The following is a 21,197-nucleotide window of genomic DNA, read 5'->3' on the forward strand; positions in this document are numbered from 1 at the left end:
GTTCTATTTCAGCTCAGGTGATGCACTTCCTGCAGTCCGTACACCGGCGTCGGGATGCCCTCGTAGCGCGCCTTCAACTGCAACGCCAAGTACAGCGAGTAGTGGCGCGACTGGTGCAGATTGCCTCCGTGGAACCACAGCGCTTCCTGCTGCGTCGGCTTCCACATGTTGCGCTGCTCGCCTTCCCACGGTCCCGGATCCTTGGTGGTATTCGAGCCCAGGCCCCACACCTTGCCGACCTTGTCGGCGGTGTCCTGACCGATCAGATCCGCCACCCAGCCGTTCATCGAGCCGTAGCCGGTCGCGTAGACCACCACGTCGGCAGGCAATTCCGTACCGTCTTCGAGGATCACGCTGTTCTCGGTCAGCTCACGAATGTTGCCGTGCGCGAGCTTGATGTCTCCATTGGCAACCAGTTCGGCCGCGCCGACGTCGATGTAGTACCCCGAACCGCGGCGTAGGTACTTCATGAACAGACCTGAACCGTCGTCGCCCCAGTCGTGCTCGAAGCCCGCCTTCTCGAGGCGATCGTAGAAATCCTTGTCGCGCTCACGGATTGCGTCGTACACCGGGATCTGGAACTCGTGCATGATCCGGTACGGCAGCGAACCGAACGTGAGGTCCGCCTTGTGCGTCGTCATGCCTGCGGCCAGTGCACGCTCCGAGTACAGATCGCCCAAGCCCAAATCCATCAGCGAATCCGACTTCACGATGTGCGTCGAGCTGCGCTGCACCATCGTGACGTCGATGCCGTTCTCCCACAGTGCACCGCAGATGTCGTGCGAGGAGTTATTGGCCCCGATCACGACGACCTTCTTGCCCACGTACTGATCCGGGCCGGGGTGCTTGCTCGAGTGGTGCTGATCGCCGAGGAACTTGTCCTGCCCGGGGAACGTCGGAATGTTGGCCTTGCCGGACATACCCGTCGCCATCACCAACTGCTTGGGACGCAACGTCAGCTTCTCGCCGTTGCGGTTGACCTCGACGGTCCATTCCTGGGTCTTCTCGTCGAACGACGCGGAGGTGCAGGTCGTGGAACTCCAGTACGGAACCTCCATGACCTTGGTGTACATCTCGAGCCAGTCGCCGATCTTGTCCTTGGGCGCGAACACCGGCCAGTTGTCGGGGAACGGCATGTATGGCAGGTGGTCGTACCAAACCGGATCGTGCAGGCACAGGGACTTGTAGCGTCCGCGCCACTGGTCGCCCGGCCGCTCGTGGCTGTCGATCACGATGGCCGGAACTCCGAGTTGGCGCATCCGGGCACCGAGGGCGATGCCTCCCTGGCCGCCGCCGACGATCACGACGTAAGGCTGTGTGGTGTAACCCAGTTCGCGATCCTCGATCTCCTTCTGCTCGGCCCACGTGATGCGGTTCGGGTCCGCTCCGTGCTTCGCTCCACGAGGCCGGCGAGTGCCCTTACCTTCTTCGTGTCCCTTCAATTCCTGCAACGACGTCAGCAGGGTCCAACCTTCATCTCCTTTCAAACGAAGGTGCCCGTGCGCGCGACCGGTTGCAGTCTCGAATTCGATCCAGGCCGACGTGACGCCGTCGGCTTCGTCGGGTGTCTCGGTGGTCCGGAATCCCGAAGGATCGGTGTCGTCGAGACGCTCGGAGAGCATGTCGGCAATCTGCTCGCGACCTTCGACGGTCTTGATGTTCCAGGTGAACGACACCAAGTCTCGCCAGAAGCTGTCGAGTGCAAATTTGCCTGCCACACGCTCGATGTCACGAGCCGCGAGGGCCGACTCGAAATCCGCCAGCCAGGCGTCGACGCGTTCCTGAGGTGTCACCGCCGTCAACTTCACCTCGGGGGTGACTGCGGAATCGATGGTTTGCGTCATCACTTCTCCTTGTTTGTGAATGTGACACACAGCACATCCCATAAGTGGCCCCGGTCACAAGCGTTGCAGTCTGTTGCAATCAGCGGGCGCGGTGCCGCCGCCCGATACCGGTTACCCGCACCGATGTGCGGGCAACCGACTCACCCCTCAGTAGGCTTGAATTTGCCGAGTCCCAGCGACTGAAATCCCACGACGTAGAACAGCGTCCACAACACGGCCCAGTCCACGAAACCCAGTGCATTGCCGTGTAATCCGTCGACAACTGCCGGCTCGTGAAGAATGTGCTCTGCCGCAAAGCGGTAATAGAACAAGAATGTGACCACCGCGAGCGCAAACGTGAGCAGCGCGCGGATCGCCAGGTTGACCCCGTCCGCAAAGCCCGTGGGCTTGTTACCGAAGGCGTTGGCCCAGAAGATCATCCAGAAGGCCCAGCACACACCGAGCTGCGCCGGGAACTGATGGACCACACCACCCAACTCGGCAACGGCATCGCTTCCCACCAACACCTTCACGACCGGAAGTGCCACGAAGTACAAGCCGGTTCCGACGGCGAAGTTACCGATCGTGGCTGCGAGCGCCGTCTTACCGCCGCCGCCGAACAGTCGCCACGGCCAGTTGTCGAGCGTCTGGCCAGTCAGGATCACGACCACCACGACGCAGTAGAACCATCCGAGTGCGGTGTCGACGGTCATCAACGGATCCGTGGCAGACAGCGACACGGACGGCAGACCGAACACGAAGTACAGCGCCAGCGTCGGGACGGCGACAAACGCGATCTCACACAAACCCACCAACGGCTGCTTCATCCCGAGGGAAGTCCACGGCCAATGCTGCCAGTTCAGGACCACCATCACCCAGGTCCCGAAGCCGAAGAGCACGAACAGCGCACCCGCGAAATATCCGAGGCCGCCCTCACGATCGGCCGCGAAATCCGGGTACAAACTCCCCAAGCCGTTTGCCAGGAGCCACGTCACCACGACGGCGAAGACCGCGGTCGCGACCATGATCGCCAAGCCTTTCGCCGGCTGTGGGAGTCGATCGAAGCCGGCGAACTCGCAATTGAAGCCGATGAACACAACAAAAAGGATTGCCCAGAAAAGCGCCGCGTTGAACGGCAGAGGATAGAAACTCCAGGGACTGGTGGTCGGATCGGCCAGAAGGTACCAACTCGCCACGGCCAGCACGAGAACGATCACGAGGTTCGCGATCCCGAACCCGATCCAGCGGCGTGACGGTTGTCGGCTCGGCGTGGCCGGTTCCGTGGGTGTGTCGACTGTAGCGGTCATGTGCCCTCTCCCAGATTGTCTCGCAAGATGATTCGCGAAGTGGTGGCGCAACTATGGAACCGTCGCGCGGGGTACCGGGAGGGTTGCCGAGGGTTGCAACTGCTGTCCGATTTTCCGGAATTGCAACACGGTGCAACCCTTCCGCATTGTGGTCGCCGTCACATACAAATCACTCACCGGTTCACAACCGACTGGTTCACTGCTTACGAGGAGATCTGCATGAGCATCACGGGCAAGGTAGTACTGGTCACCGGCGCCGGCCAAGGAATCGGACGCGGAATCGCTCTCCGCCTCGCCCACGACGGCGCCGACATCGCGTTGGTCGACCTCGACCAGACCAAGCTGGATGCGGTTGCCGACGAGATCAGACAGATCGGTCGTCGTGCGACGACGTTTATCTCCGATGTCAGCGATCGCGCGCAGGTTCACGCCGCAGTCGAACACGCGCACAGTGAGTTGAGCGGATTCGACGTCATCGTCAACAACGCGGGAATCGCTCTCGTCGGCCCGATCTCCGATGCGACGCCGGAAGAGGTCTCCAAGATCTGGAGCGTCAACGTCGACGGTGTCCTGTGGGGAATTCAAGCCGCAGCGGCAAAGTTCCAGGCGCTCGGTCAGCGCGGAAAGATCATCAACGCGTCGTCCATCGCCGGTCATGACGGGTTCGCCATGTTAGGTGTTTACAGCGCAACAAAATTCGCGGTCAGGGCCCTCACTCAGGCTGCGGCCAAGGAATACGCGTCCGACGGAATCACCGTCAACGCGTACTGCCCCGGCGTCGTGGGCACCGACATGTGGGTGACGATCGACAAGAGGTTCGCCGAGTTGACCGGTGCGCCAGAGGGCGCCACCTACGAGAAGTTCGTCGGCGGAATTGCGCTGGGTCGAGCTGAAACCCCCGACGACGTAGCCGGTTTCGTCTCTTACCTCGCTGGGCCCGATTCCGACTACATGACCGGGCAGGCCGGTCTCATCGACGGCGGTCTCGTCTACCGCTGACCGAGGTGTCTTCACTGAAAGCGGCGTCTTCGCCGAAAGCGGCGTCTTCGCCGAAAGCGGTGTCTTCACTGAAAAAGCGGTTGCCAGAGCCTGCGATGCCGCCCGGCGAGGATCCTCGCGACTACGCGAGGACCCTCGCCGCGGTGTACGACGCGACGATGGCCGGAGACCGCGCACCGGCCCGCCCAAGGGACGTGGTGCGCCAATCGTGGCAGCGCCTGCGCGAACTCGGTATCGATCCCGAGCACAGCCGGGTCGAACCGTCGATGGACGTCGCCGAACTCGATCTCCGTCGTCGTGAGTCCGGACTGTACGACGTACTCGACGACGTGACACGCGGACTCGAATCGGTCACCGCGAGCGGTGAGAACATCATGGTCGTCGCAGATCTTCGCGGAACTGTACTGTGGCGCAGCGGTTCCCATCGCGTACTGGACCAAGCTGCGCGTCTGGGATTTGTCGAAGGGGCGAACTGGGCGGAGGACAGCGTCGGCACCAATGCCATCGGAACGGCATTGGTGTCACGACAGGCGGTTCAGATCTTCTCGGCGGAACACTATGCGCGCAGCCATCATCCGTGGACGTGTGCGGGGGCGCCCATCCGCGATCCGCGGGACGACCGTGTCATCGGCGTCGTCGACATCAGTGGTCCTGCCAAGACCGTCCATCCCACGACGCTCGCTCTGGTCGACGCCGTCGCACGCCTCGCTCAATCACACCTGCGCGACAAGCATCGGGACAATCTCGATCAACTACGTTCTGTTGCAGGGCCGATGCTTGCACGAAGCGGATCACCCGCATTGGTGATCGACACCCACGGATGGGTCGCAGCGGTCGACGCGTTACCTCATCGCTCGCGCGTGCTGCTCCCCGCAGCTTTGGCTCCCGGCAGGACATGGTTCCCGGCCCTGGGCCTGTGCGAACTGGATCCGCTTCCCGGCGGGTGGCTGGTTAGACCGATCACCACCGGCGAGAGAATCAGCGCGCCCACGGTGCATATTGATCTGCGCGATTCCGAGAACATGTCGGTGACAGTCACGTCGGGTTTCGGCGAATGGGCATACGCCCCCACCCAACGACATGCGGAGATTCTGTTCCTCCTCGGATCCGAGAGACGGGGACTGACTGCATCGCGGTTGGCGCAAGATCTGTTCGGCGACCCGGCCCGCACGGTGACCGCGCGGGCCGAGATGTCGCGTCTGCGAAAGAACCTCGCCGGAGTTGTTGCAGCGCAGCCGTACCGGTTCGTCGATGCAGCGCACGTGACCTTGTCCTGCCCTGTGAACGGCGCACATCTGTTGCCGTTTTCGAACGCCCCGGCTGTGCGTGCCGCTCGCCTTTCTCAGGCCGGTTCGGAGGCCTGAGTGAGCAACTGCAGAAACACCTCTTCGGGCTGAGCGCCGGACACGGCAACCGCACGGTTGGCGACAAAGAACGGAACGCCGCTGACCTGCAGTTGGCGGGCCATGGACAGATCTTCGCGGACAGCCTCCGCTGCGGCATCGGAGCCCAGTTGCTCGCGCACGACATCGGCGTCGAGGCCGACGCTCACGGCCAGCTCGACCAGCACCTCACGGTCGTCGATCACCAAGCCGTCGCTGAAGTGCGCTTTGAACAGCGCTTCGAGGAGTTCGTTCTGCCGCTCACCCGCGAGATGCAGCAACCTGTGCGCATCAAAGGTATTGGCGGCGATCACGGTTTCGAAGTCCAAGGTCAACCCGACCTCGGCGGCCGTCGCGCTGACGTGGGCGAACATCTGACGTACCTGATCAGGCGCCATCCCCTTCATTTCGACCAAGGCGTCGAGTTCGGTTCGGCCCTCTCCCACCGGGGTCTCCGGAGCGAGCTGGTACGAGCGCCAGATGACGTTGACGCGGTCCTTGTTCTCGAAACGATCCAGCGCCGAGAGGAACCTGGTCTTTCCGATGTAGCACCACGGACAAGCGACGTCCGACCACACTTCGATGGTCACGTCTTGGTCAATCACGATTTGATCAGTCACCGAAGGTGCAACAACGAACAGGGTCGGGATTAGTCCCGAGTCACGTCACAAGGCCACACCGGAACGCGATCAACGACGCACTCACGCGGTTGGGCACACCCAGCTTGGCGAACAGCGAAGAGATATGCGTCTTGACGGTGGTCTCACCGAGGTACAGCCGCTCCGCGATAACGCTGTTGGCCGCGCCTGTCGCCAGGATTGTCAGCACTTCGCGCTCCCGATCGGTGAGCGAAGCGAGCGGAGTCTGATCGGGCGCTTGCCGACGCGGCGACGAGGCCACGATGGCGCGCAGAGAATCGCAACTGAACAACGAGTGGTCCGACGCCACTACCCGCACTGCCTGCTGGAACGCCTGCGGAGCTGCGTCCTTGCTCAGGAAACTGTGCGCGCCCGCCTCGACTGCCTGCACAACCATGTCGTCGACGTCGAAGGCGGTCATGGCAATGACCTTCGGTGGATTGCTCATGGTCATCAATTCACGCGTGGCCTCCAAGCCACCGACCCGTGCCATTTTCAGATCCATCAGCACCACGTGGGGACGAAAACGAGTGACCTTGGCTGCGACCTGATCGCCGTCCTCGGCCTCGGCCTCGGCAACCACCACGATGTCCGGCGCTGCTTCCAGGATGTCCTTCATCCCGCGCCGAACCCACGCGTCGTTGTCGACGATCAAAACTGTGATGCGCGAGTCAGCGTCCATAGTGCGCTCAGATTACCCAGAGCCCCCGACAGTTGGAGGGTGGGAGGGCTACGACGACCAGGGCACCCAGCAACTGACGAGGAAATCGTCCCCCAACGCGCCTGCCTCCACCTTGCCGCCGATCTCTCGCGCCTGTTCGGCCAACCCGCGTAGGCCGGATCGAGAACCGATCGACGTCATGGGTGCAAGCTCGCTCAGCTTGTTGCGTGCGAGGATGCGGATTCCGTCGTGCGGCGACCCGGTCACGGAAATGACGAGCATCTGGTCGCTCGCGTACTTCTGGACGTTGGTCAACGATTCCTGAACGACGCGATAACAGACATGCCCCGCCAACATTCCGACATCACCCGGGAGCAACTCGGATTCGAGACGGCAGTGGATGCCTGCCGCGCGTGCACTGTTGACCAGGTCACCGATCGCGTCGATCCCCTGGTGCCCACCGTGTTCGCGGCGATCACCGCTTCCCCTGAGCACTCCGACGATTCCCTTCAATTCGTCCAAAGCCTCGTGTGCGGTGGTTCTGATCATCGCTGCGGTGTTGACGACCTTCTCGGGATTGTCTGCCGCGCTGACCTGCAACCCGCCGGCGAACAACGAGATCCGGCTCAGACTGGCCGCGATCGTGTCGTGCATGTCTCGAGCGATCCGCGTTCGTTCCTCGGTGCGAATCATCTCGTCGCGCATCACGTCGGTTTTCTCGGTGGCCAGATCCCGTACGTGCTCGGCCTCGACGAGTTCGGTTCTGGTCCGAATCAGGAGCGAGAGCGCCACGACAATGCCGACCATGACGGCTGCGACGAGCCACGGGATCCAGATGGCGACGTCGTATTGAACAACCACCGAACCGTCTTTGGGTTTCGCGGTGCCCATCGTGAGAACGGAGTACTCACGATTTCGAAAAGCGTCGTAGGTCAACGAAATTCCGCACACGACGAAGACAGCTGCCGCGGCTACTGCAAGCCGAGGCCCACGCGCGATCCGAGCAACGGCGAACAACGCGATGAGCGCCGCCGTCGCATCGGTGGGGAAGAACAGCGGGCCGACCAGCGTGATCGCCAGAACCACCCAGGGATGTTGATGGCGCCAGACAAGCGATATCCCACCGGCCACGCCCAGGACGAACCCGATCCCGACCAATGCCGGTGGCATATTTCCCGACGCGCCTGCGATGCCCACCGTCATGAAGGAACAGAAAAGGCTGAACGCGACGGCGGCGGTAGTCCATACGCGTCGTCGCACAACGGTTCCTTTGGTGGTGATCACCGAGCAAGCGTATCCACCGCCACCGACGCCTCGAATCAGCCGAACGGGTGGACGAACCGTCAAGCTCCGACCGAAAGGATGAGGCTCCCCGATCTTTCGACCGAAGCGGTGAGCGGTCCCCACATCGTTGACTTGTGCCATACCAACTCTCGAAAGGCGCACATCATGCGATCACTCCGTACTCCCCTCGCCCTCCTCGCCGTCGGCGCAGCCCTGTTCGCAACCATCGCCTCGGGCGAGACCGACGAAGCGAAGAAGGTCGACGACAACGGTTCTTCCGCCGCACCCGCGGCTGCCTTCGGCATCGGTGACGTCGTCGAACTGGGCGACTGGCGCGTCCAGGTACACGGCGTTGTCGATCCCTATGTCTCGACCAATCAGTTCATCACCGCGGATCCCGGAAACCGCTACGTCGTGGTCGACACCGAGGTCACCAACAACAGCGACAAGCCGTCGACTGTGTCATCGATGATGTGCTTCGAACTGCAGGACTCGACCAACAAGTCGTACAACATCACGTTCACCGACAGCAGCACGTCGAGTGTCGACGGAGAGCTTGCGCCGGGTGCAGCCAAGCGAGGCGAATTGGCGTACGAGGTCCCCGAAGCCGCCACCGGTCTTCGCCTTCAGTTCAAGTGCGACCTGTTCTCGTCCGGCTCGGCAACCATCAACCTGTCGTGAACCGCCCGGGCGATCTGCTGCTGAGTCCGTGGGCGCTGGTCTCGGTGGCCGTCATCTTGGTCAACGACCACGTACTCAAAGGGGCATTCGGGAACACGATGACGGGCAAGCTGTCCGACGTCGCCGGCGTGTTCCTGTTTCCCTTGCTCCTGCTCTCGGTTCTCGAGGTGCTCAGACGAAAGCTGGCGGGGCGAGCAGCGATCGCCTGGTCCATCGCGGTCACGGGCATCGGCTTCGCCGCGGTGAAGACGGTCTCGCCGATCGGCGACGCGTACGAGTGGGTGATCGGGTTTTTCCGCTGGACCGCAGGAGGATTCCGCGGCGAGCTCTTGCCGATCGTGGTCTTTCGTGATCCATCGGATCTGTGGGTGCTCCCGATATTGTTCGCAAGCTACCTGGTCGTCACACACAACCGCACTCGGGCGCCGCAGGGGGCGCCCGAGCACGAGGTGATCAGTCCAGTGCCGCATCCAACGTGATGTCGACGCCGGTCAGCGCCTTGCTGATCGGGCACGTTTCCTTGGCCGCCTGGGCAACCTTGGCAAAACCGTCGGCGTCGAGGCCGTCGACCTCGGCGCGAACGGTGAGCTTGATTCCGGTGAGCTTGAAGCCGACCGTGTCGGGGCCCAGCGACACGTCTGCGGTGATGTCGAGGCTCTGCGGAGTTCCGCCGGCCTCGGCGATCAGTGCCGACAACTGCATCGCGTAGCAGGACGAATGTGCCGCGGCGATCAGTTCTTCGGGGCTGGTGGTTCCGCCGGCTTCCTCAGCTGCGCGCTTGGGGAACGACACATCGAAGGTCGCGACACCCGAGCTGGTGAGTTCGACCTGTCCCGACCCGGCTTCGAGGGTGCCGTTCCAGGCGGTGCGTGCGGTACGAGTTGGCATTGCTGTCCCTACTTCCGTCTTCACATGATTCGGTGAACGCCTTGCGATCACGAACCTACCCGCGATACGTGAAGTCACACCTACTGTTTCGGACTGCGCTACCCCAGGAGAGTCGCGGTCAGCAATTTCTCGACGCGCGCCTGCGCGGAGTTCTCCGAGGAAAAGTGCACGATCCTGCCGATGTCGAAGACCAGACCGAGCGCCGCGTGGACGAGGAACCGCGCTTGGACGATCGTCAACTCCGGCCGCGCCTCGACGCACAAGTGCGCCCACTCCTCCACGTTGAGCCGCTGGATGTTCCGCAACTCGGTCCGCGACCGGTCCGGCAAGCTGCCGATCTCGGCGAAATAGACTGCCAACAGTTCGCTTCTGCCGAACGACACCTCGACGTACATCTTGGCCAATGTCTCTACGGCCGCGAGTGGTGTCTCCGACTCCGCCAACGCCGAACCCAACGTCATCGTCAGGCGATCGGACGCCCGATAGAAAGCCGCGGCGAGTAGATCGGCTTTGCTCGCGAAGTGCCGGTACACGCTCGACGCGTTGATACCCGCTGCAGCGCCGATCTCCTCGATACTCACGTCGTGATAGCCGCGCTGATCGAACAGCAATACGGCTTCCTGAAGCAGCACTTCACGTTTCGATGTCCGAGCAAGACCGGGTTTGCGTTCGGGCGCCGCTTTCTTCCCGCTGTCCTTCGCACCAACGGGCAACTCGACGCCGATGACCGACCAACAAGCTGTGAGAATCAACGATTCGATCTGCTTGGCGGACAACGCCGATCGATGACCGGTGATACTGGCGATCACGCTGAGCACAGCCGGTGCGATCAGCTCGACGTCGGCCGGGTCCAGTTCCGGGCGCACTGCGGCCAACGGCTCGGCAATCCGAAGATTGAGCGTGCGCATTCCCTCCCGCAATTGCTCACGATCCTCGTCGACCAGGTACCGGCCCTCCCAACGGTAGAGCCCTCCCCTACGCCGATTCTCGATCGTCGCGCGGATGACCCCCACCATGGTGGAGTTCAACTGCTCGCGTGGATCGTCGTTTCCGTGTACCGCGGGATCGCTGGCATCCAGCAACGCCTGGGTCAGGTTGTTCACGGTGTAGACGAACAGCGCGTATTTCGTGGGGAAATGACGATAGAGGGCCGGCCCGGAGATTCCGACCTTCGCTGCGATCTCGTCGATGCCGACCGCGTGGTAGCCACGTTCACTGAATGCCTCCGCGGCAGCGGCCGCGATTTGGGCCTTCCGATTCTTCGGACGCGTTCGTGGTGCAGAGCCACTGCCGCTCACGGAGACGCGTGTCTGTCCGGGCACCTGACCCTCCACTTCCGTTGCTTTCTTCCACTGCCTTCGTCCGCTGCACCGCACTTCTACGGGCGCGAGTCCGAACGGACCATGTTAACGGTCGCGAAGGTCGCAATTCGCGCCCGGTACGGCTTCACCCGAAACCCTACAACGCGGCTGTCACGGCGGACGGATTCCGGAAAAAGAGTCTTGACACCCGCTCTCACACCGGTGTTATGTTAGTGATGATTCGCACAAACTTGCACGCAGTCCGCTGGCGGGCTCGTTCCATGCAGCGCAGGATTTTTCTTCGCCTGCAATAGGGTTCGATGCCGATTGACCGATCGTAAGAAAGTAGTTGTGAGCAGATGATTCGCACTCGCTTCACCGAGATGTTCGGCGTAGACCATCCGATCGTGCAGGGCGGCATGATGTGGGTAGGACGCGCAGAACTTGTTGCGGCCACGGCCAATTCGGGCGCCCTGGGGTTCCTGACCGGCCTTACCCAACCCACTCCGGAAGATCTCGTCAAGGAAATTGCTCGGACCCGCGATCTCACCGACAAGCCTTTCGGCGTCAATCTCACGATTCTGCCGTCGATCACGCCGCCGCCGTACGCCGAATATCGCCAGGCGATCATCGAATCCGGGATCAAGATCGTCGAGACGGCCGGTTCCAATCCGATCGATCATCTTCCGCATTTCAAGGACGCGGGCGTGAAGGTGATCCACAAGTGCACTGCAGTTCGTCACGCGGTCAAGGCCGAGAGACTGGGCGTCGACGCCGTCAGCATCGACGGCTTCGAATGCGCCGGACACCCAGGTGAAGACGACATACCAGGGCTGATTCTGATTCCGGCGGCCACGCAGCAACTCACGATTCCGGTGATCGCGTCAGGCGGAATCGCAGATTCCCGCGGACTCGTCGCGGCGCTTGCGCTCGGAGCAGACGGCGTCAACATGGGAACTCGATTCATGTGCACCGTGGAATCTCCTGTAGCACAATCGGTTAAAGAGCAGATAGTCGCCAACACCGAGCGTGACACCAAGCTGATTTTCCGGACTCTGCACAACACCGCACGCGTAGCAGCGAATGCGATCAGCGCCGAAGTCGTCGACATCGAGGCACGCGGCGACGCGCAGTTCAGCGACATCCAGCATCTGGTCGCCGGGGCACGCGGGCGCAAGGTCTTCGAAGACGGCGATCTCGATGCAGGCATCTGGTCCGCCGGGCAAAGCCAAGGGTTGATCAACGACATCCCGACCGTCGCCGACATGATCGACCGCATGGTCTCGGAGGCCGAACACCTCATCACCTCACGGCTTTCCGGATTCGTCACCGCTGTGAGCGCGGCATGACCGCCACCGCCGAGACGGGCTTTCGCTCCGAAATCACCGACGGTGTACTGCGATTGACCTTCGACCGCCCGAAGCGGATGAACGCGATCGATCTACCCACGATGACTGCTTTCGCAGCCGCCGTCAGAGAGGGCGGCGCAGACCCGAGAGTTCGTACCATCGTGATCACCGGATCCGGTCGAGCGTTCTGCACCGGAGCCGATCTTGCGGCAGCGGCCCTCAACCCCGCAGACCCGAAAGTTGTCATGGATGCCGCGACTTCTCTGATTCGCGCCATCACCAGCGCCCCGGTCCCGGTGATCGCCGCGGTCAACGGCCCGGCAGCCGGCGTCGGAGTGTCCATCGCCCTGGCCGCGGACCTGACGTACGCAGCATCGAGCGCCTATTTCCTCCTCTCGTTCGTCAACATCGGCCTGATGCCCGACGGCGGCGCCAGTGCGCTGGTGCCGGCAGCGATCGGACGTGCCAGAGCGGCCGAGATGGCGTTGCTGGGCGAGCGGGTTTCCGCCGAGGACGCAGAGCGTTTCGGGCTCGTGTCCCGCACCGTCGCAGACGACGCGTTCGACGCACTCGTCGACTCGGTCGTCGATCGCACGTCGAAGGCTCCCCGACGCGCACTCGAACTCACCAAGCGCGCACTCAATGCGGCGACGCTGGACCGCCTCGATGCCGCGTTGGAGCTCGAAAATACCGGTCAGGCAGAACTTCTCACCGGCGACGACTTCAAAGAAGGCGCGATGGCGATGCTGCAGAAGCGCGCACCGCACTTCAAGTAGCCGTTGCGAATTTTCGTTAACAAAACCACTGTGAGAATCGACGGCTCACTGTAGCCTGAGTCACACAATCACCCACGCATGAGAGGAACCCATCGATGGCCTCCACCGATGCAGTCTCCGAGGCGCAGCGTTCACGCCGCACCAACTGGAACAATCAGATCGCCAGGCATGCGCAGATGATTCCCGATCGCACCGCGCTGCGATTCTTGGGCGATTCCATCACCTGGAGCACCCTCGACGCACGCGTCGAGAAGCTGGCAGACGCTCTAGCCCGACGCGGCGTCAGCTTCGGCGACCGCGTGCTCATCCTGATGCTCAATCGCCCCGAATACCTCGAGATCGTGCTCGCGACCAACGCACTGGGCGCGATAGCTGTTCCGGTGAACTTCCGTCTCACGCCACCCGAGGTCGCTTACCTGGTCAACGACTCCGGCTCCAAAGTCATTGTCGCCGAAGGACCATTGGCTCCACTGGCCGGAGCGGCGCGTGCCGTGTCAGAGGGTATCGACATCTCCATCACCGTAGGCGCCCCCGCCGAGGGTGACAGCCTGAACTACGAGGACCTGATCAGCGAGGCGGGCGAGCCGCACGCGTTCGTCGACATCCCGGACGACACTCCTGCACTCATCATGTACACCTCGGGAACCACCGGTCGCCCCAAGGGTTCGGTGCTCTCCCACTCCAACCTGTCTTCGCAAGCATTGACCTGTATCAGGGCCTTCCATCTGTTCAATGCCGATTCCATCGGCTTCTGCGCGTCGCCCATGTTCCACATCGCGGCCCTCGGTTCCATCGCGCCGAGCCTGCAACTCGGCACGACCACGGTGATCCATCCGGTCGGCGCATTCGACCCTGGTCAACTACTCGACATTCTCGAAGCCGAGAAGGTCACCAGCTTGTTCCTCGTGCCCGTGCAATGGCAGGCCGTGTGCGCAGTGCAGAAGGCGCAACCTCGAGCACTGTCGCTGAAGAACATCTCGTGGGGCGCCGCACCATCGTCCGATACCATCCTGCGGGCAATGGCCGAAACCTTCCCGGACGCATTCAATGTCGCAGTCTTCGGTCAGACCGAGATGTCGCCCATCACTTGCGTTCTCGACGGTGAGGATGCGATTCGCAAGCTCGGATCCGTCGGTCGGGTCATCCCGACCATTTCGGCCAGGGTCGTCGACGAGAACATGGACGACGTGGCGCCCGGTGAAATCGGTGAAATCGTCTACCGCGGGCCCACGATGATGAGCGAGTACTGGAACAACCCCACCGCCACCGCTGACGCCTTCCACGGTGGATGGTTCCACTCCGGCGATCTCGTTCGAGTCGACGACGAAGGCTTTGTCTACGTCGTCGATCGCAAGAAGGACATGATCATCTCCGGCGGAGAGAACATCTACTGCGCCGAGGTGGAAAACGTTCTCTACGAACACGAATTGATCGTCGAAGCGGCCGTCGTCGGTCGCCCCGACGCCAAGTGGGGTGAGGTGCCGGTAGCGATCGTCGCGATGGCGCCAGGTTCAGCCGTGGACCTGACCATCGAGGAACTGAGCAGCTTCCTCAATGATCGTCTCGCGCGCTACAAGCACCCGAAGGACATCGTCGTCGTGGAAGCTCTGCCGCGCAATGCAAGCGGCAAGGTCGTCAAGGGCGAACTGCGAGAGAAGGTCCGAGCGGTCGACGCAGTTTCCTGACTCCACACGCAAACGGGCGGCACCTCCACCGAGGTGCCGCCCGTTAACCTGTGCCTTTCAAGCACTCTGCGAATGCAACTTCCGATGCAGTTCTCGCACCAACGGAACCAACTCCGGCACCGGACCTTCGACCGGGACGTTCGGCGCAACCTCGTTGACGGACAGAGACTTCACCGGCGCCGGGGCCGCACCCCACTCCGCGAGCCAGTCGCCGAGTTGAGCCGAAGAGCAGATGTAGACGATACGTCCGAGGCCCACCCATGCGTGCGCAGCCGAACACATCGCGCAGTGCTCTCCCGAGGTGAATACCGTTGCCGTCGAACGCTCTTCCGGCGTCAGATACTGAACCGCCCACCGAGCCAGCTCGAACTCGGGGTGGCGAGTGTTGTCGCCGCCCGCGATCCTGTTTCGATCTTCCGCCAGAAATGTTCCGTCGGCCGCTGCCAGGACGGAACCGAAAGGTTCGTCGCCGGCATCCAATGCTTCCGTTGCCAATTCGACGCAACGACGCAGGTGACCCAGTTCGATGTCGTTCATGTGTACGCCCTCTCCCGTGATACACGAAACGGGCGGCACCGGTGAGGTGCCGCCCGTTCGTTAATTACTCTGCTGTACTACTCTGCTGCGCTTTCGCTTTCGCCGGCCTTGGTCAGCTCGATCGGCGGTGCGTCCGGCACGTCGATCGGCTTCTTGGTGGGCGTGAACGTGAACTTCGCGTCCTCTCCCGAGCCTTCGCCGTCCCAGTTCTCGACGTCGACGAGCACGATGTGGCCGGGTCCGATCTCTCCGAAGAGGATCTTCTCGGACATCTGGTCCTCGATCTCGCGCTGGATGGTGCGACGCAGCGGTCGTGCACCCAGTACCGGATCGAATCCGCGCTTGGCCAGAAGCGACTTGGCCTTGTCGGTGACCTCCATGGCCATGTCCTTGTTCTTGAGCGCCGCCTCGACGCGAGCGAGCATCAGGTCGACCATCTGAACGATCTGCTCGTTCGTGAGCTGATGGAAGACGACGATGTCGTCGATACGGTTCAAGAACTCGGGACGGAAGTGCTTCTTCAGCTCGTCGTGAACCTTGAGCTTCATGCGCTCGTAGTTCGACTCCGTGCCCGTTCCCGAGCTGAAGCCCAGGCCGACTGCCTTGGAGATGTCCGACGTACCGAGGTTGGACGTGAAGATCAGCACCGTGTTCTTGAAGTCGACGGTACGTCCCTGACCGTCGGTGAGACGGCCGTCCTCGAGCACCTGCAGGAGGGTGTTGTAGATCTCCTGGTGTGCCTTCTCGATCTCGTCGAACAGCACAACGCTGAACGGCTTGCGGCGCACCTTCTCGGTGAGCTGGCCACCCTCTTCGTATCCGACGTACCCGGGAGGGGCACCGAACAGACGCGAAGCGGTGAAGCGGTCGTGGAACTCGCCCATGTCGATCTGGATCAGAGCGTCGTCGTCGCCGAACAGGAAGTTGGCGAGCGACTTCGCGAGCTCCGTCTTACCGACACCGGACGGGCCGGCGAAGATGAACGAGCCCGAGGGACGCTTGGGATCCTTCAGACCTGCACGCGTACGACGGATCGCCTTCGAGACGGACTTGACTGCCTCTTCCTGGCCGATGATCCGCTTGTGCAGTTCCTCTTCCATGCGGAGCAGACGAGTGGTCTCCTCCTCGGTGAGCTTGAAGACGGGGATACCGGTCCAGTTGCCCAGAACCTCGGCGATCTGCTCGTCGTCGACCTCGGCGATGACGTCCAGGTCGCCCGCACGCCACTGCTTCTCACGCTCAGCGCGCTGAGCAACGAGGGTCTTCTCCTTGTCACGCAGGTTCGCAGCCTTCTCGAAGTCCTGCGCGTCGATCGCGGACTCCTTCTCACGACGCGCGTCGGCGATGCGATCGTCGAATTCGCGCAGGTCCGGCGGTGCAGTCATCCGACGGATGCGCATTCGCGCGCCCGCCTCGTCGATGAGGTCGATCGCCTTGTCCGGCAAGAAGCGGTCGTTGATGTAGCGGTCGGCCAGCGTCGCCGCTGCCACGAGAGCACCGTCCGTGATGGAGACACGGTGGTGAGCCTCGTAGCGGTCACGAAGACCCTTGAGGATCTCGATGGTGTGCTCGACGGTCGGCTCGCCCACCTGAACGGGCTGGAAACGACGCTCGAGAGCGGCATCCTTCTCGATGTACTTGCGGTACTCGTCGAGAGTGGTAGCACCGATGGTCTGCAGCTCACCGCGGGCGAGCTTGGGCTTGAGGATGGAGGCCGCGTCGATAGCGCCCTCGGCCGCGCCCGCACCAACGAGGGTGTGCAGCTCGTCGATGAACAGGATGATGTCTCCGCGGGTGTTGATCTCCTTGAGAACCTTCTTCAGGCGCTCTTCGAAGTCACCGCGGTAACGGCTGCCGGCCACGAGCGACCCGAGGTCGAGCGTGTACAGCTGCTTGTCCTTGAGGGTCTCGGGGACCTCACCGTTGACGATTGCCTGAGCCAGGCCCTCGACCACAGCGGTCTTACCGACACCGGGTTCACCGATGAGAACCGGGTTGTTCTTGGTACGACGCGAGAGAACCTGCATGACGCGCTCGATTTCCTTCGAGCGGCCGATGACCGGGTCCAGCTTGCCTTCGAGGGCAGCTTGCGTCAGGTTGCGACCGAACTGGTCGAGCACGAGCGAGGTGGACGGCGTGCCGGCCTCTCCGCGGGTGCCACCGGTTTCGGTGGGCTCCTTGCCCTGGTAGCCCGACAGCAGCTGGATGACCTGCTGGCGGACACGGTTGAGATCGGCACCGAGCTTGACCAGAACCTGGGCTGCTACGCCCTCACCCTCACGGATGAGACCGAGCAGAATGTGCTCCGTACCGATGTAGTTGTGTCCGAGCTGCAGCGCTTCGCGCAGACTCAGCTCGAGGACTTTCTTGGCGCGCGGTGTGAAGGGGATGTGACCGGACGGAGCCTGCTGGCCCTGGCCGATGATCTCCTCGACCTGGCTGCGGACTCCCTCGAGGGAGATACCCAACGACTCCAACGACTTGGCTGCAACACCTTCGCCCTCGTGAATGAGGCCGAGAAGGATGTGCTCCGTGCCGATGTAGTTGTGGTTGAGCATCCTGGCTTCTTCTTGAGCCAGGACAACAACGCGCCGCGCGCGATCGGTGAACCTCTCGAACATCGCTCTCCCTCACACTCTCCGGCGGGCAGGTTCGAGACCGGATGTCTCGTCCCTGGTCGCCGCGTTTCGCTCCGGCACTACAGACTGATCGCCTCGCCGGTCAGCGGACTGACGTCCACGAATCGACAAAGGTTGCACGACCCCACTTATTACTCTAGAGGGCGCGAAGTCCACCTGCTGCTCCTCCACCCGATTGGCGGCGGAAGCCGGACTGCTTACCGTTCACAACGTCGCAGCTGAGGGAATCGTTTCCCGGTTCCTGTACGCCTGAAGCGAACAGCGATTTTCGACGCCTGATCAGCCGAATATCGGGAGTACCCGAGTGCACGGCACCTCACGCGGATTCGACGGATCAAGCGCGTTGAGCGTCAGAGTCGCCGTTCGCTGCGACGCCACCAGCGCGATGTGATCCGACAGGTCCTGCTCGCAACCGTCCTGAACAACTATGTTCGACGCGTTCGACGCGGCCAGTATTCCGCTGCTGTACGGAACGACCACTTGATCGAACCGAGTCACGATGTTGGTGTACTCGACGTCATCGGAGTAGACGCCCGCGTCGCGCAGTTCGGTCACGAAGGTGGCGTTGTCGAAATCCGGTCCCCCGACGCCTTCCGGCGGCCCGACCTCCGAGCCGTCCCACAACGGAGCGATGGAGACGATCTTGGAAACCTTCGCGTCGCCGCCGAGAAACTTGGCGTAGTACGCACTGACCGTCGTCCCCTGAGAGTGTCCGATCAGGTCGACCTTCGAGGCACCCGTCGCAGAGAGAACGTCATCGACGAAGTCCGACAGCTGCCCTGCGCTGTCTCCGAGTGGTGCGAGACCGCCGGCTGCGGAAATCGGCCACGGCTGGTCCGTTCGATTCCCGAAGGTGAGCGCGAAAACGCAGTACCCGTCGTTGGCCAGTACGGGTGCGAGTACGCCCCAATTGGTCTGACGGTTGGCCGCCGTCCCGTGCACCAGGACGACTGGATCAGGATGAGCAGCGGAAGGCGTGCACGAGAAGTCGTTGGTGCCAGGGGCCGATCCGCCCGGGTTGGTCGCTTCGAGGGCGATTCCGCTGAAGAAACCGGACGGAACGGGAAGAGGTTCGTTCGCCGACGCAAGAGGTGCGGCGGTCGCGGCCACGGCACCCGCCAGAGCGAGCGCACCCACGCATGTTCGAATCCCCACCGAAGGCCTCCACATATTGATCAACCCACGACGGGCAATACCGAGTTGCACGGTACCGGCCGCTGATGCGCGGGATCGAGTGCATTGAGAGCAAAAGTCGCCGCGCGCAGCGACGCCGCGATGGCGAGATGATCGGAGATGTCTTGCTCACAACCGTCCTGGACGACGATGTTGGTTGCGTTCGGCCCGGGCTCCAGCCCATTTGTATACGGCAGCACCAGTTCGTCGTAGCGCGTCGTGATGTTCGTGTAGTGAACGCCCGGCGCGTAAACGCCTCCCGCACGGAGATTTTCGATGAACTCCGAACCGGCCCCCATGTTCAGGCACGCCTTGCAGATCGGGAATCCTGCCTGTGCCGCCTCGGATACCCCGAGTTCGCGAAGGCTGCGGCCGATACTTGCCTGCTCGTTTCCGAGGGTTCCCTTCCACAGCGATGCCACCGAGACGATGTTGTCCACTTTGTCGGCACCGCCGAGGAACTTCGCGTAGTACCCGTTGATGATCGTGCCTTGCGAATGCCCGACGAGATCCACCGACGTTGCGCCCGTAGCGCTCAGAACTTGATCGACGAAATTCGACAATTGTGCTGCGCTGGAAGGAATTTCCTGCATTCCACCGATGGCCGACAACGGCCACGGCTGCTCGGGGAAGTTTCCGTACGTCAGCGCGAAGACGCAGTAGCCCTCGTTGGCGAGCAACGGCGCATAGGTGGCCCAGTTGGTCTGCCTGTTTCCACCCGTTCCGTGAACGAGCACAACCGGATTGGGATGTTCGGCAGTAGGTTTACACAAAAAGTCATTGGATCCAGGAGCTGAACCGCCTGGATTTCCCAACTCCTGAGGAACACCGGCAAGGAAGGCATTGGGCACGGGCAACGCGGCCTGAGCCGAAGCCACGGAGGTGAACCCGACAAGCATCAGAGCGGCAAGAACCACGCCCCCGAACAACCCGATTCTGTGCACGACCGACTCCTCTACGAGAGATGCGAACCGTGCAGACGCTAACAAACTAGAACGCGTTATCAATCCGTTTCGGCAAAATGCGCCCGAATCCATTCGCGATCCATTTCAGACGGCCTTTTCGTAGGCTCGGCGCACCTCCGTGGAAATACGACCGCGGGCCGAAATCTCGAAGCCCGCACCCTTGGCCCATTCGCGGATGGCGGCACTCTGATCGCGGTCCGCAACGGGACGGGATTTGGTCACCGCTCCGTTGACCGATTTGGCGGAATTCGACTTTCTCGCATGAGGAATCCACTTTTTCAGTGCATCGCGCAGTTCCGCGGCGTGGGCGGCGGTCAGATCGATTTCGTAAGCAACTCCGTCGACGGAAAACTCCACAGTTTCGTCCGCGGGCGATTTTTTGTCCAGATCGTCAACCATCGTGACAACAACCTTTTTCACCACGACCATTCCTCCCCAGATCCTTCGATAAGCAGCGACAATAGCACCTGGACAAACGTCCTGTCTTGGCTCGTCCGGATGATTGGGACTGATCTCCGCCGGGTATGCCAGTCGGCTTGTCTTGCGACAAAGACAGACGGGGGAATCATGACAGACGACGGCTCGAGAAAAGACTACCGAGCGCAATCTTCGCCTCCAAGAACGGCACTCTCGCCAGCATCGCTTACAGCGGACCCACGAATTTCACCATCTCCGGACGCCCTGCGATCCGGTACACCGCAACCGTCACAAATATCCCGGCGGACAACGAATGCGATCCGCCCTCAGCACAATTCGATGTCGTCACCACACCCGGATACTCCACAGCCGAGGTCATGGTCTTCCTTGTCCAGTCGGATCAGGGACTACCTGACGCACTCAACCAGGGCACGATCGACCAAATCATCGCAACAATTCGAAAGTCCGAAACTCAGGCGACCGCGCATGGATGAATCCTTTGCCGCAGGCGAATGTCGTTGGGAACAAATCGAATCCCAACTACGAGCGCTCCCCGCTGAGCTGATCGAGCTGAAGAATTCACCCAGATTCATCTGGTTTTCGGCACCGCCGATAGCCGACGACGACGCCGACTGTGAACCGTATCGAATACCTTGGGAGTGCCCCAACTGAAAAAGGTTCGGCCGCAACAT

At 62.0% G+C, this 21,197-nt stretch carries 20 protein-coding genes; 8 read left to right on the forward strand and 12 right to left on the reverse strand.

Features of this window, described 5'->3' with window-relative positions:
* Positions 1–8: 8 nt before the first annotated feature.
* Positions 9–1,844 (reverse strand): flavin-containing monooxygenase, encoded by a 1,836-nt coding sequence (locus RE4_RS23270; RefSeq protein WP_046379764.1) that lies wholly within the window; start codon positions 1,842–1,844, stop codon positions 9–11.
* 140 nt (positions 1,845–1,984) lie between these two features.
* Positions 1,985–3,130, reverse strand: coding sequence for a hypothetical protein (locus RE4_RS23275; RefSeq protein WP_060939437.1), 1,146 nt, complete (start codon positions 3,128–3,130; stop codon positions 1,985–1,987).
* Positions 3,131–3,349: 219 nt separating this feature from the next.
* On the opposite strand from RE4_RS23275, the gene RE4_RS23280 reads away from it, so the two are divergent.
* Both RE4_RS23280 and RE4_RS23285 read left to right on the forward strand, forming a co-directional pair.
* Positions 3,350–4,129 (forward strand): acetoin reductase, encoded by a 780-nt coding sequence (locus RE4_RS23280; protein WP_060939456.1) that lies wholly within the window; start codon positions 3,350–3,352, stop codon positions 4,127–4,129.
* Positions 4,130–4,224: 95 nt separating this feature from the next.
* On the forward strand, positions 4,225–5,493 hold the full coding sequence (locus RE4_RS23285; protein ID WP_046377894.1) for a GAF domain-containing protein: 1,269 nt from the start codon (positions 4,225–4,227) through the stop codon (positions 5,491–5,493).
* On the opposite strand, the gene RE4_RS23290 is transcribed toward RE4_RS23285, so the two are convergent.
* The 3 genes from RE4_RS23290 to RE4_RS23300 are packed head-to-tail and all read right to left on the reverse strand — an operon-like array spanning position 5,472 to position 8,235.
* Complete coding sequence (locus RE4_RS23290) at positions 5,472–6,116, reverse strand: DsbA family oxidoreductase (protein ID WP_225989533.1); 645 nt, start codon at positions 6,114–6,116, stop codon at positions 5,472–5,474. The two genes, RE4_RS23285 and RE4_RS23290, sit on opposite strands and share 22 nt — an antisense overlap.
* A gap of 55 nt (positions 6,117–6,171) precedes the next feature.
* Complete coding sequence (locus RE4_RS23295) at positions 6,172–6,831, reverse strand: response regulator (RefSeq protein ID WP_060939438.1); 660 nt, start codon at positions 6,829–6,831, stop codon at positions 6,172–6,174.
* Positions 6,832–6,879: 48 nt separating this feature from the next.
* Positions 6,880–8,235, reverse strand: coding sequence for a sensor histidine kinase (locus tag RE4_RS23300; RefSeq protein WP_060939439.1), 1,356 nt, complete (start codon positions 8,233–8,235; stop codon positions 6,880–6,882).
* 24 nt (positions 8,236–8,259) lie between these two features.
* Between RE4_RS23300 and RE4_RS23305 the strand changes: the two genes are divergently transcribed.
* Together RE4_RS23305 and RE4_RS23310 are read left to right on the forward strand one after the other, a co-directional pair.
* Positions 8,260–8,775 carry a DUF4352 domain-containing protein gene (locus RE4_RS23305; RefSeq protein ID WP_019746807.1) on the forward strand — a complete coding sequence of 172 codons (516 nt, stop codon included), beginning with the start codon at positions 8,260–8,262 and terminating at the stop codon, positions 8,773–8,775.
* Positions 8,772–9,254, forward strand: coding sequence for a hypothetical protein (locus RE4_RS23310; protein WP_020906087.1), 483 nt, complete (start codon positions 8,772–8,774; stop codon positions 9,252–9,254). The genes RE4_RS23305 and RE4_RS23310 overlap by 4 nt, the downstream gene beginning before the upstream one ends.
* On the opposite strand, the gene RE4_RS23315 is transcribed toward RE4_RS23310, so the two are convergent.
* Positions 9,229–9,663, reverse strand: a complete 435-nt coding sequence (locus tag RE4_RS23315) for an OsmC family protein (protein WP_003945839.1) — start codon at positions 9,661–9,663, stop codon at positions 9,229–9,231. The two genes, RE4_RS23310 and RE4_RS23315, sit on opposite strands and share 26 nt — an antisense overlap.
* Before the next feature lie 98 nt (positions 9,664–9,761).
* Entirely contained in the window at positions 9,762–10,985 is a 1,224-nt protein-coding gene (locus tag RE4_RS23320; protein ID WP_060939457.1) for a TetR/AcrR family transcriptional regulator, read from the reverse strand.
* Between the two features lie 338 nt (positions 10,986–11,323).
* On the opposite strand from RE4_RS23320, the gene RE4_RS23325 reads away from it, so the two are divergent.
* The 3 genes from RE4_RS23325 (at position 11,324) to fadD5 (ending at position 14,774) form a co-directional block, all read left to right on the forward strand.
* On the forward strand, positions 11,324–12,313 hold the full coding sequence (locus RE4_RS23325; RefSeq protein WP_019746804.1) for an NAD(P)H-dependent flavin oxidoreductase: 990 nt from the start codon (positions 11,324–11,326) through the stop codon (positions 12,311–12,313).
* A complete protein-coding gene (locus RE4_RS23330) occupies positions 12,310–13,089 on the forward strand; it encodes an enoyl-CoA hydratase (RefSeq protein ID WP_019746803.1) in 780 nt (259 codons plus the stop codon). Before RE4_RS23325 ends, RE4_RS23330 begins: the two co-directional genes overlap by 4 nt.
* Before the next feature lie 95 nt (positions 13,090–13,184).
* Positions 13,185–14,774, forward strand: a complete 1,590-nt coding sequence (fadD5, locus tag RE4_RS23335; protein ID WP_020906085.1) for a fatty-acid--CoA ligase FadD5 — start codon at positions 13,185–13,187, stop codon at positions 14,772–14,774.
* Positions 14,775–14,831: 57 nt separating this feature from the next.
* Here the strand turns inward: fadD5 and RE4_RS23340 are convergent, their stop codons facing one another.
* The 5 genes from RE4_RS23340 to RE4_RS23360 form a co-directional block, all read right to left on the reverse strand.
* Complete coding sequence (locus tag RE4_RS23340; RefSeq protein ID WP_021342784.1) at positions 14,832–15,311, reverse strand: nucleoside deaminase; 480 nt, start codon at positions 15,309–15,311, stop codon at positions 14,832–14,834.
* Between the two features lie 77 nt (positions 15,312–15,388).
* A complete protein-coding gene (locus tag RE4_RS23345; RefSeq protein ID WP_003945604.1) occupies positions 15,389–17,932 on the reverse strand; it encodes an ATP-dependent Clp protease ATP-binding subunit in 2,544 nt (847 codons plus the stop codon).
* Positions 17,933–18,229: 297 nt separating this feature from the next.
* Positions 18,230–19,120: an esterase/lipase family protein gene (locus tag RE4_RS23350; protein WP_269138594.1), complete on the reverse strand. Its 891-nt coding sequence runs from the start codon at positions 19,118–19,120 to the stop codon at positions 18,230–18,232.
* A gap of 5 nt (positions 19,121–19,125) precedes the next feature.
* Positions 19,126–20,022: an esterase/lipase family protein gene (locus RE4_RS23355; RefSeq protein ID WP_060939458.1), complete on the reverse strand. Its 897-nt coding sequence runs from the start codon at positions 20,020–20,022 to the stop codon at positions 19,126–19,128.
* Positions 20,023–20,172: 150 nt separating this feature from the next.
* Entirely contained in the window at positions 20,173–20,511 is a 339-nt protein-coding gene (locus RE4_RS23360; RefSeq protein WP_003945673.1) for a histone-like nucleoid-structuring protein Lsr2, read from the reverse strand.
* A 113-nt stretch (positions 20,512–20,624) separates the two neighbouring features.
* Here RE4_RS23360 and RE4_RS31200 point away from each other — a divergent pair, with 113 nt between their 5' ends.
* Positions 20,625–20,999, forward strand: a complete 375-nt coding sequence (locus RE4_RS31200) for a DUF8017 domain-containing protein (RefSeq protein ID WP_162267913.1) — start codon at positions 20,625–20,627, stop codon at positions 20,997–20,999.
* Positions 21,000–21,197 lie beyond the last annotated feature (198 nt).

The organism is Rhodococcus erythropolis NBRC 15567 (genome assembly GCF_001552595.1).
Taxonomy (GTDB): Bacteria; Actinomycetota; Actinomycetes; order Mycobacteriales; family Mycobacteriaceae; genus Rhodococcus_F; species Rhodococcus_F erythropolis.

What these genes read in the sequence shown, in the direction of transcription:
- RE4_RS23355 (WP_060939458.1), bottom strand. Translation starts at nt 20,022, where the DNA reads ATGCTTGTCGGGTTCACCTCCGTGGCTTCGGCTCAGGCCGCGTTGCCC.
- RE4_RS23350 (WP_269138594.1), bottom strand. Translation starts at nt 19,120, where the DNA reads ATGTGGAGGCCTTCGGTGGGGATTCGAACATGCGTGGGTGCGCTCGCT.
- RE4_RS23280 (WP_060939456.1), top strand. Translation starts at nt 3,350, where the DNA reads ATGAGCATCACGGGCAAGGTAGTACTGGTCACCGGCGCCGGCCAAGGA.
- RE4_RS23330 (WP_019746803.1), top strand. Translation starts at nt 12,310, where the DNA reads ATGACCGCCACCGCCGAGACGGGCTTTCGCTCCGAAATCACCGACGGT.
- RE4_RS23270 (WP_046379764.1), bottom strand. Translation starts at nt 1,844, where the DNA reads ATGACGCAAACCATCGATTCCGCAGTCACCCCCGAGGTGAAGTTGACG.
- RE4_RS23275 (WP_060939437.1), bottom strand. Translation starts at nt 3,130, where the DNA reads ATGACCGCTACAGTCGACACACCCACGGAACCGGCCACGCCGAGCCGA.
- RE4_RS23295 (WP_060939438.1), bottom strand. Translation starts at nt 6,831, where the DNA reads ATGGACGCTGACTCGCGCATCACAGTTTTGATCGTCGACAACGACGCG.
- RE4_RS23315 (WP_003945839.1), bottom strand. Translation starts at nt 9,663, where the DNA reads ATGCCAACTCGTACCGCACGCACCGCCTGGAACGGCACCCTCGAAGCC.
- RE4_RS23340 (WP_021342784.1), bottom strand. Translation starts at nt 15,311, where the DNA reads ATGAACGACATCGAACTGGGTCACCTGCGTCGTTGCGTCGAATTGGCA.
- fadD5 (WP_020906085.1), top strand. Translation starts at nt 13,185, where the DNA reads ATGGCCTCCACCGATGCAGTCTCCGAGGCGCAGCGTTCACGCCGCACC.
- RE4_RS23305 (WP_019746807.1), top strand. Translation starts at nt 8,260, where the DNA reads ATGCGATCACTCCGTACTCCCCTCGCCCTCCTCGCCGTCGGCGCAGCC.
- RE4_RS23300 (WP_060939439.1), bottom strand. Translation starts at nt 8,235, where the DNA reads ATGGCACAAGTCAACGATGTGGGGACCGCTCACCGCTTCGGTCGAAAG.
- RE4_RS23285 (WP_046377894.1), top strand. Translation starts at nt 4,225, where the DNA reads ATGCCGCCCGGCGAGGATCCTCGCGACTACGCGAGGACCCTCGCCGCG.
- RE4_RS23345 (WP_003945604.1), bottom strand. Translation starts at nt 17,932, where the DNA reads ATGTTCGAGAGGTTCACCGATCGCGCGCGGCGCGTTGTTGTCCTGGCT.
- RE4_RS23325 (WP_019746804.1), top strand. Translation starts at nt 11,324, where the DNA reads ATGATTCGCACTCGCTTCACCGAGATGTTCGGCGTAGACCATCCGATC.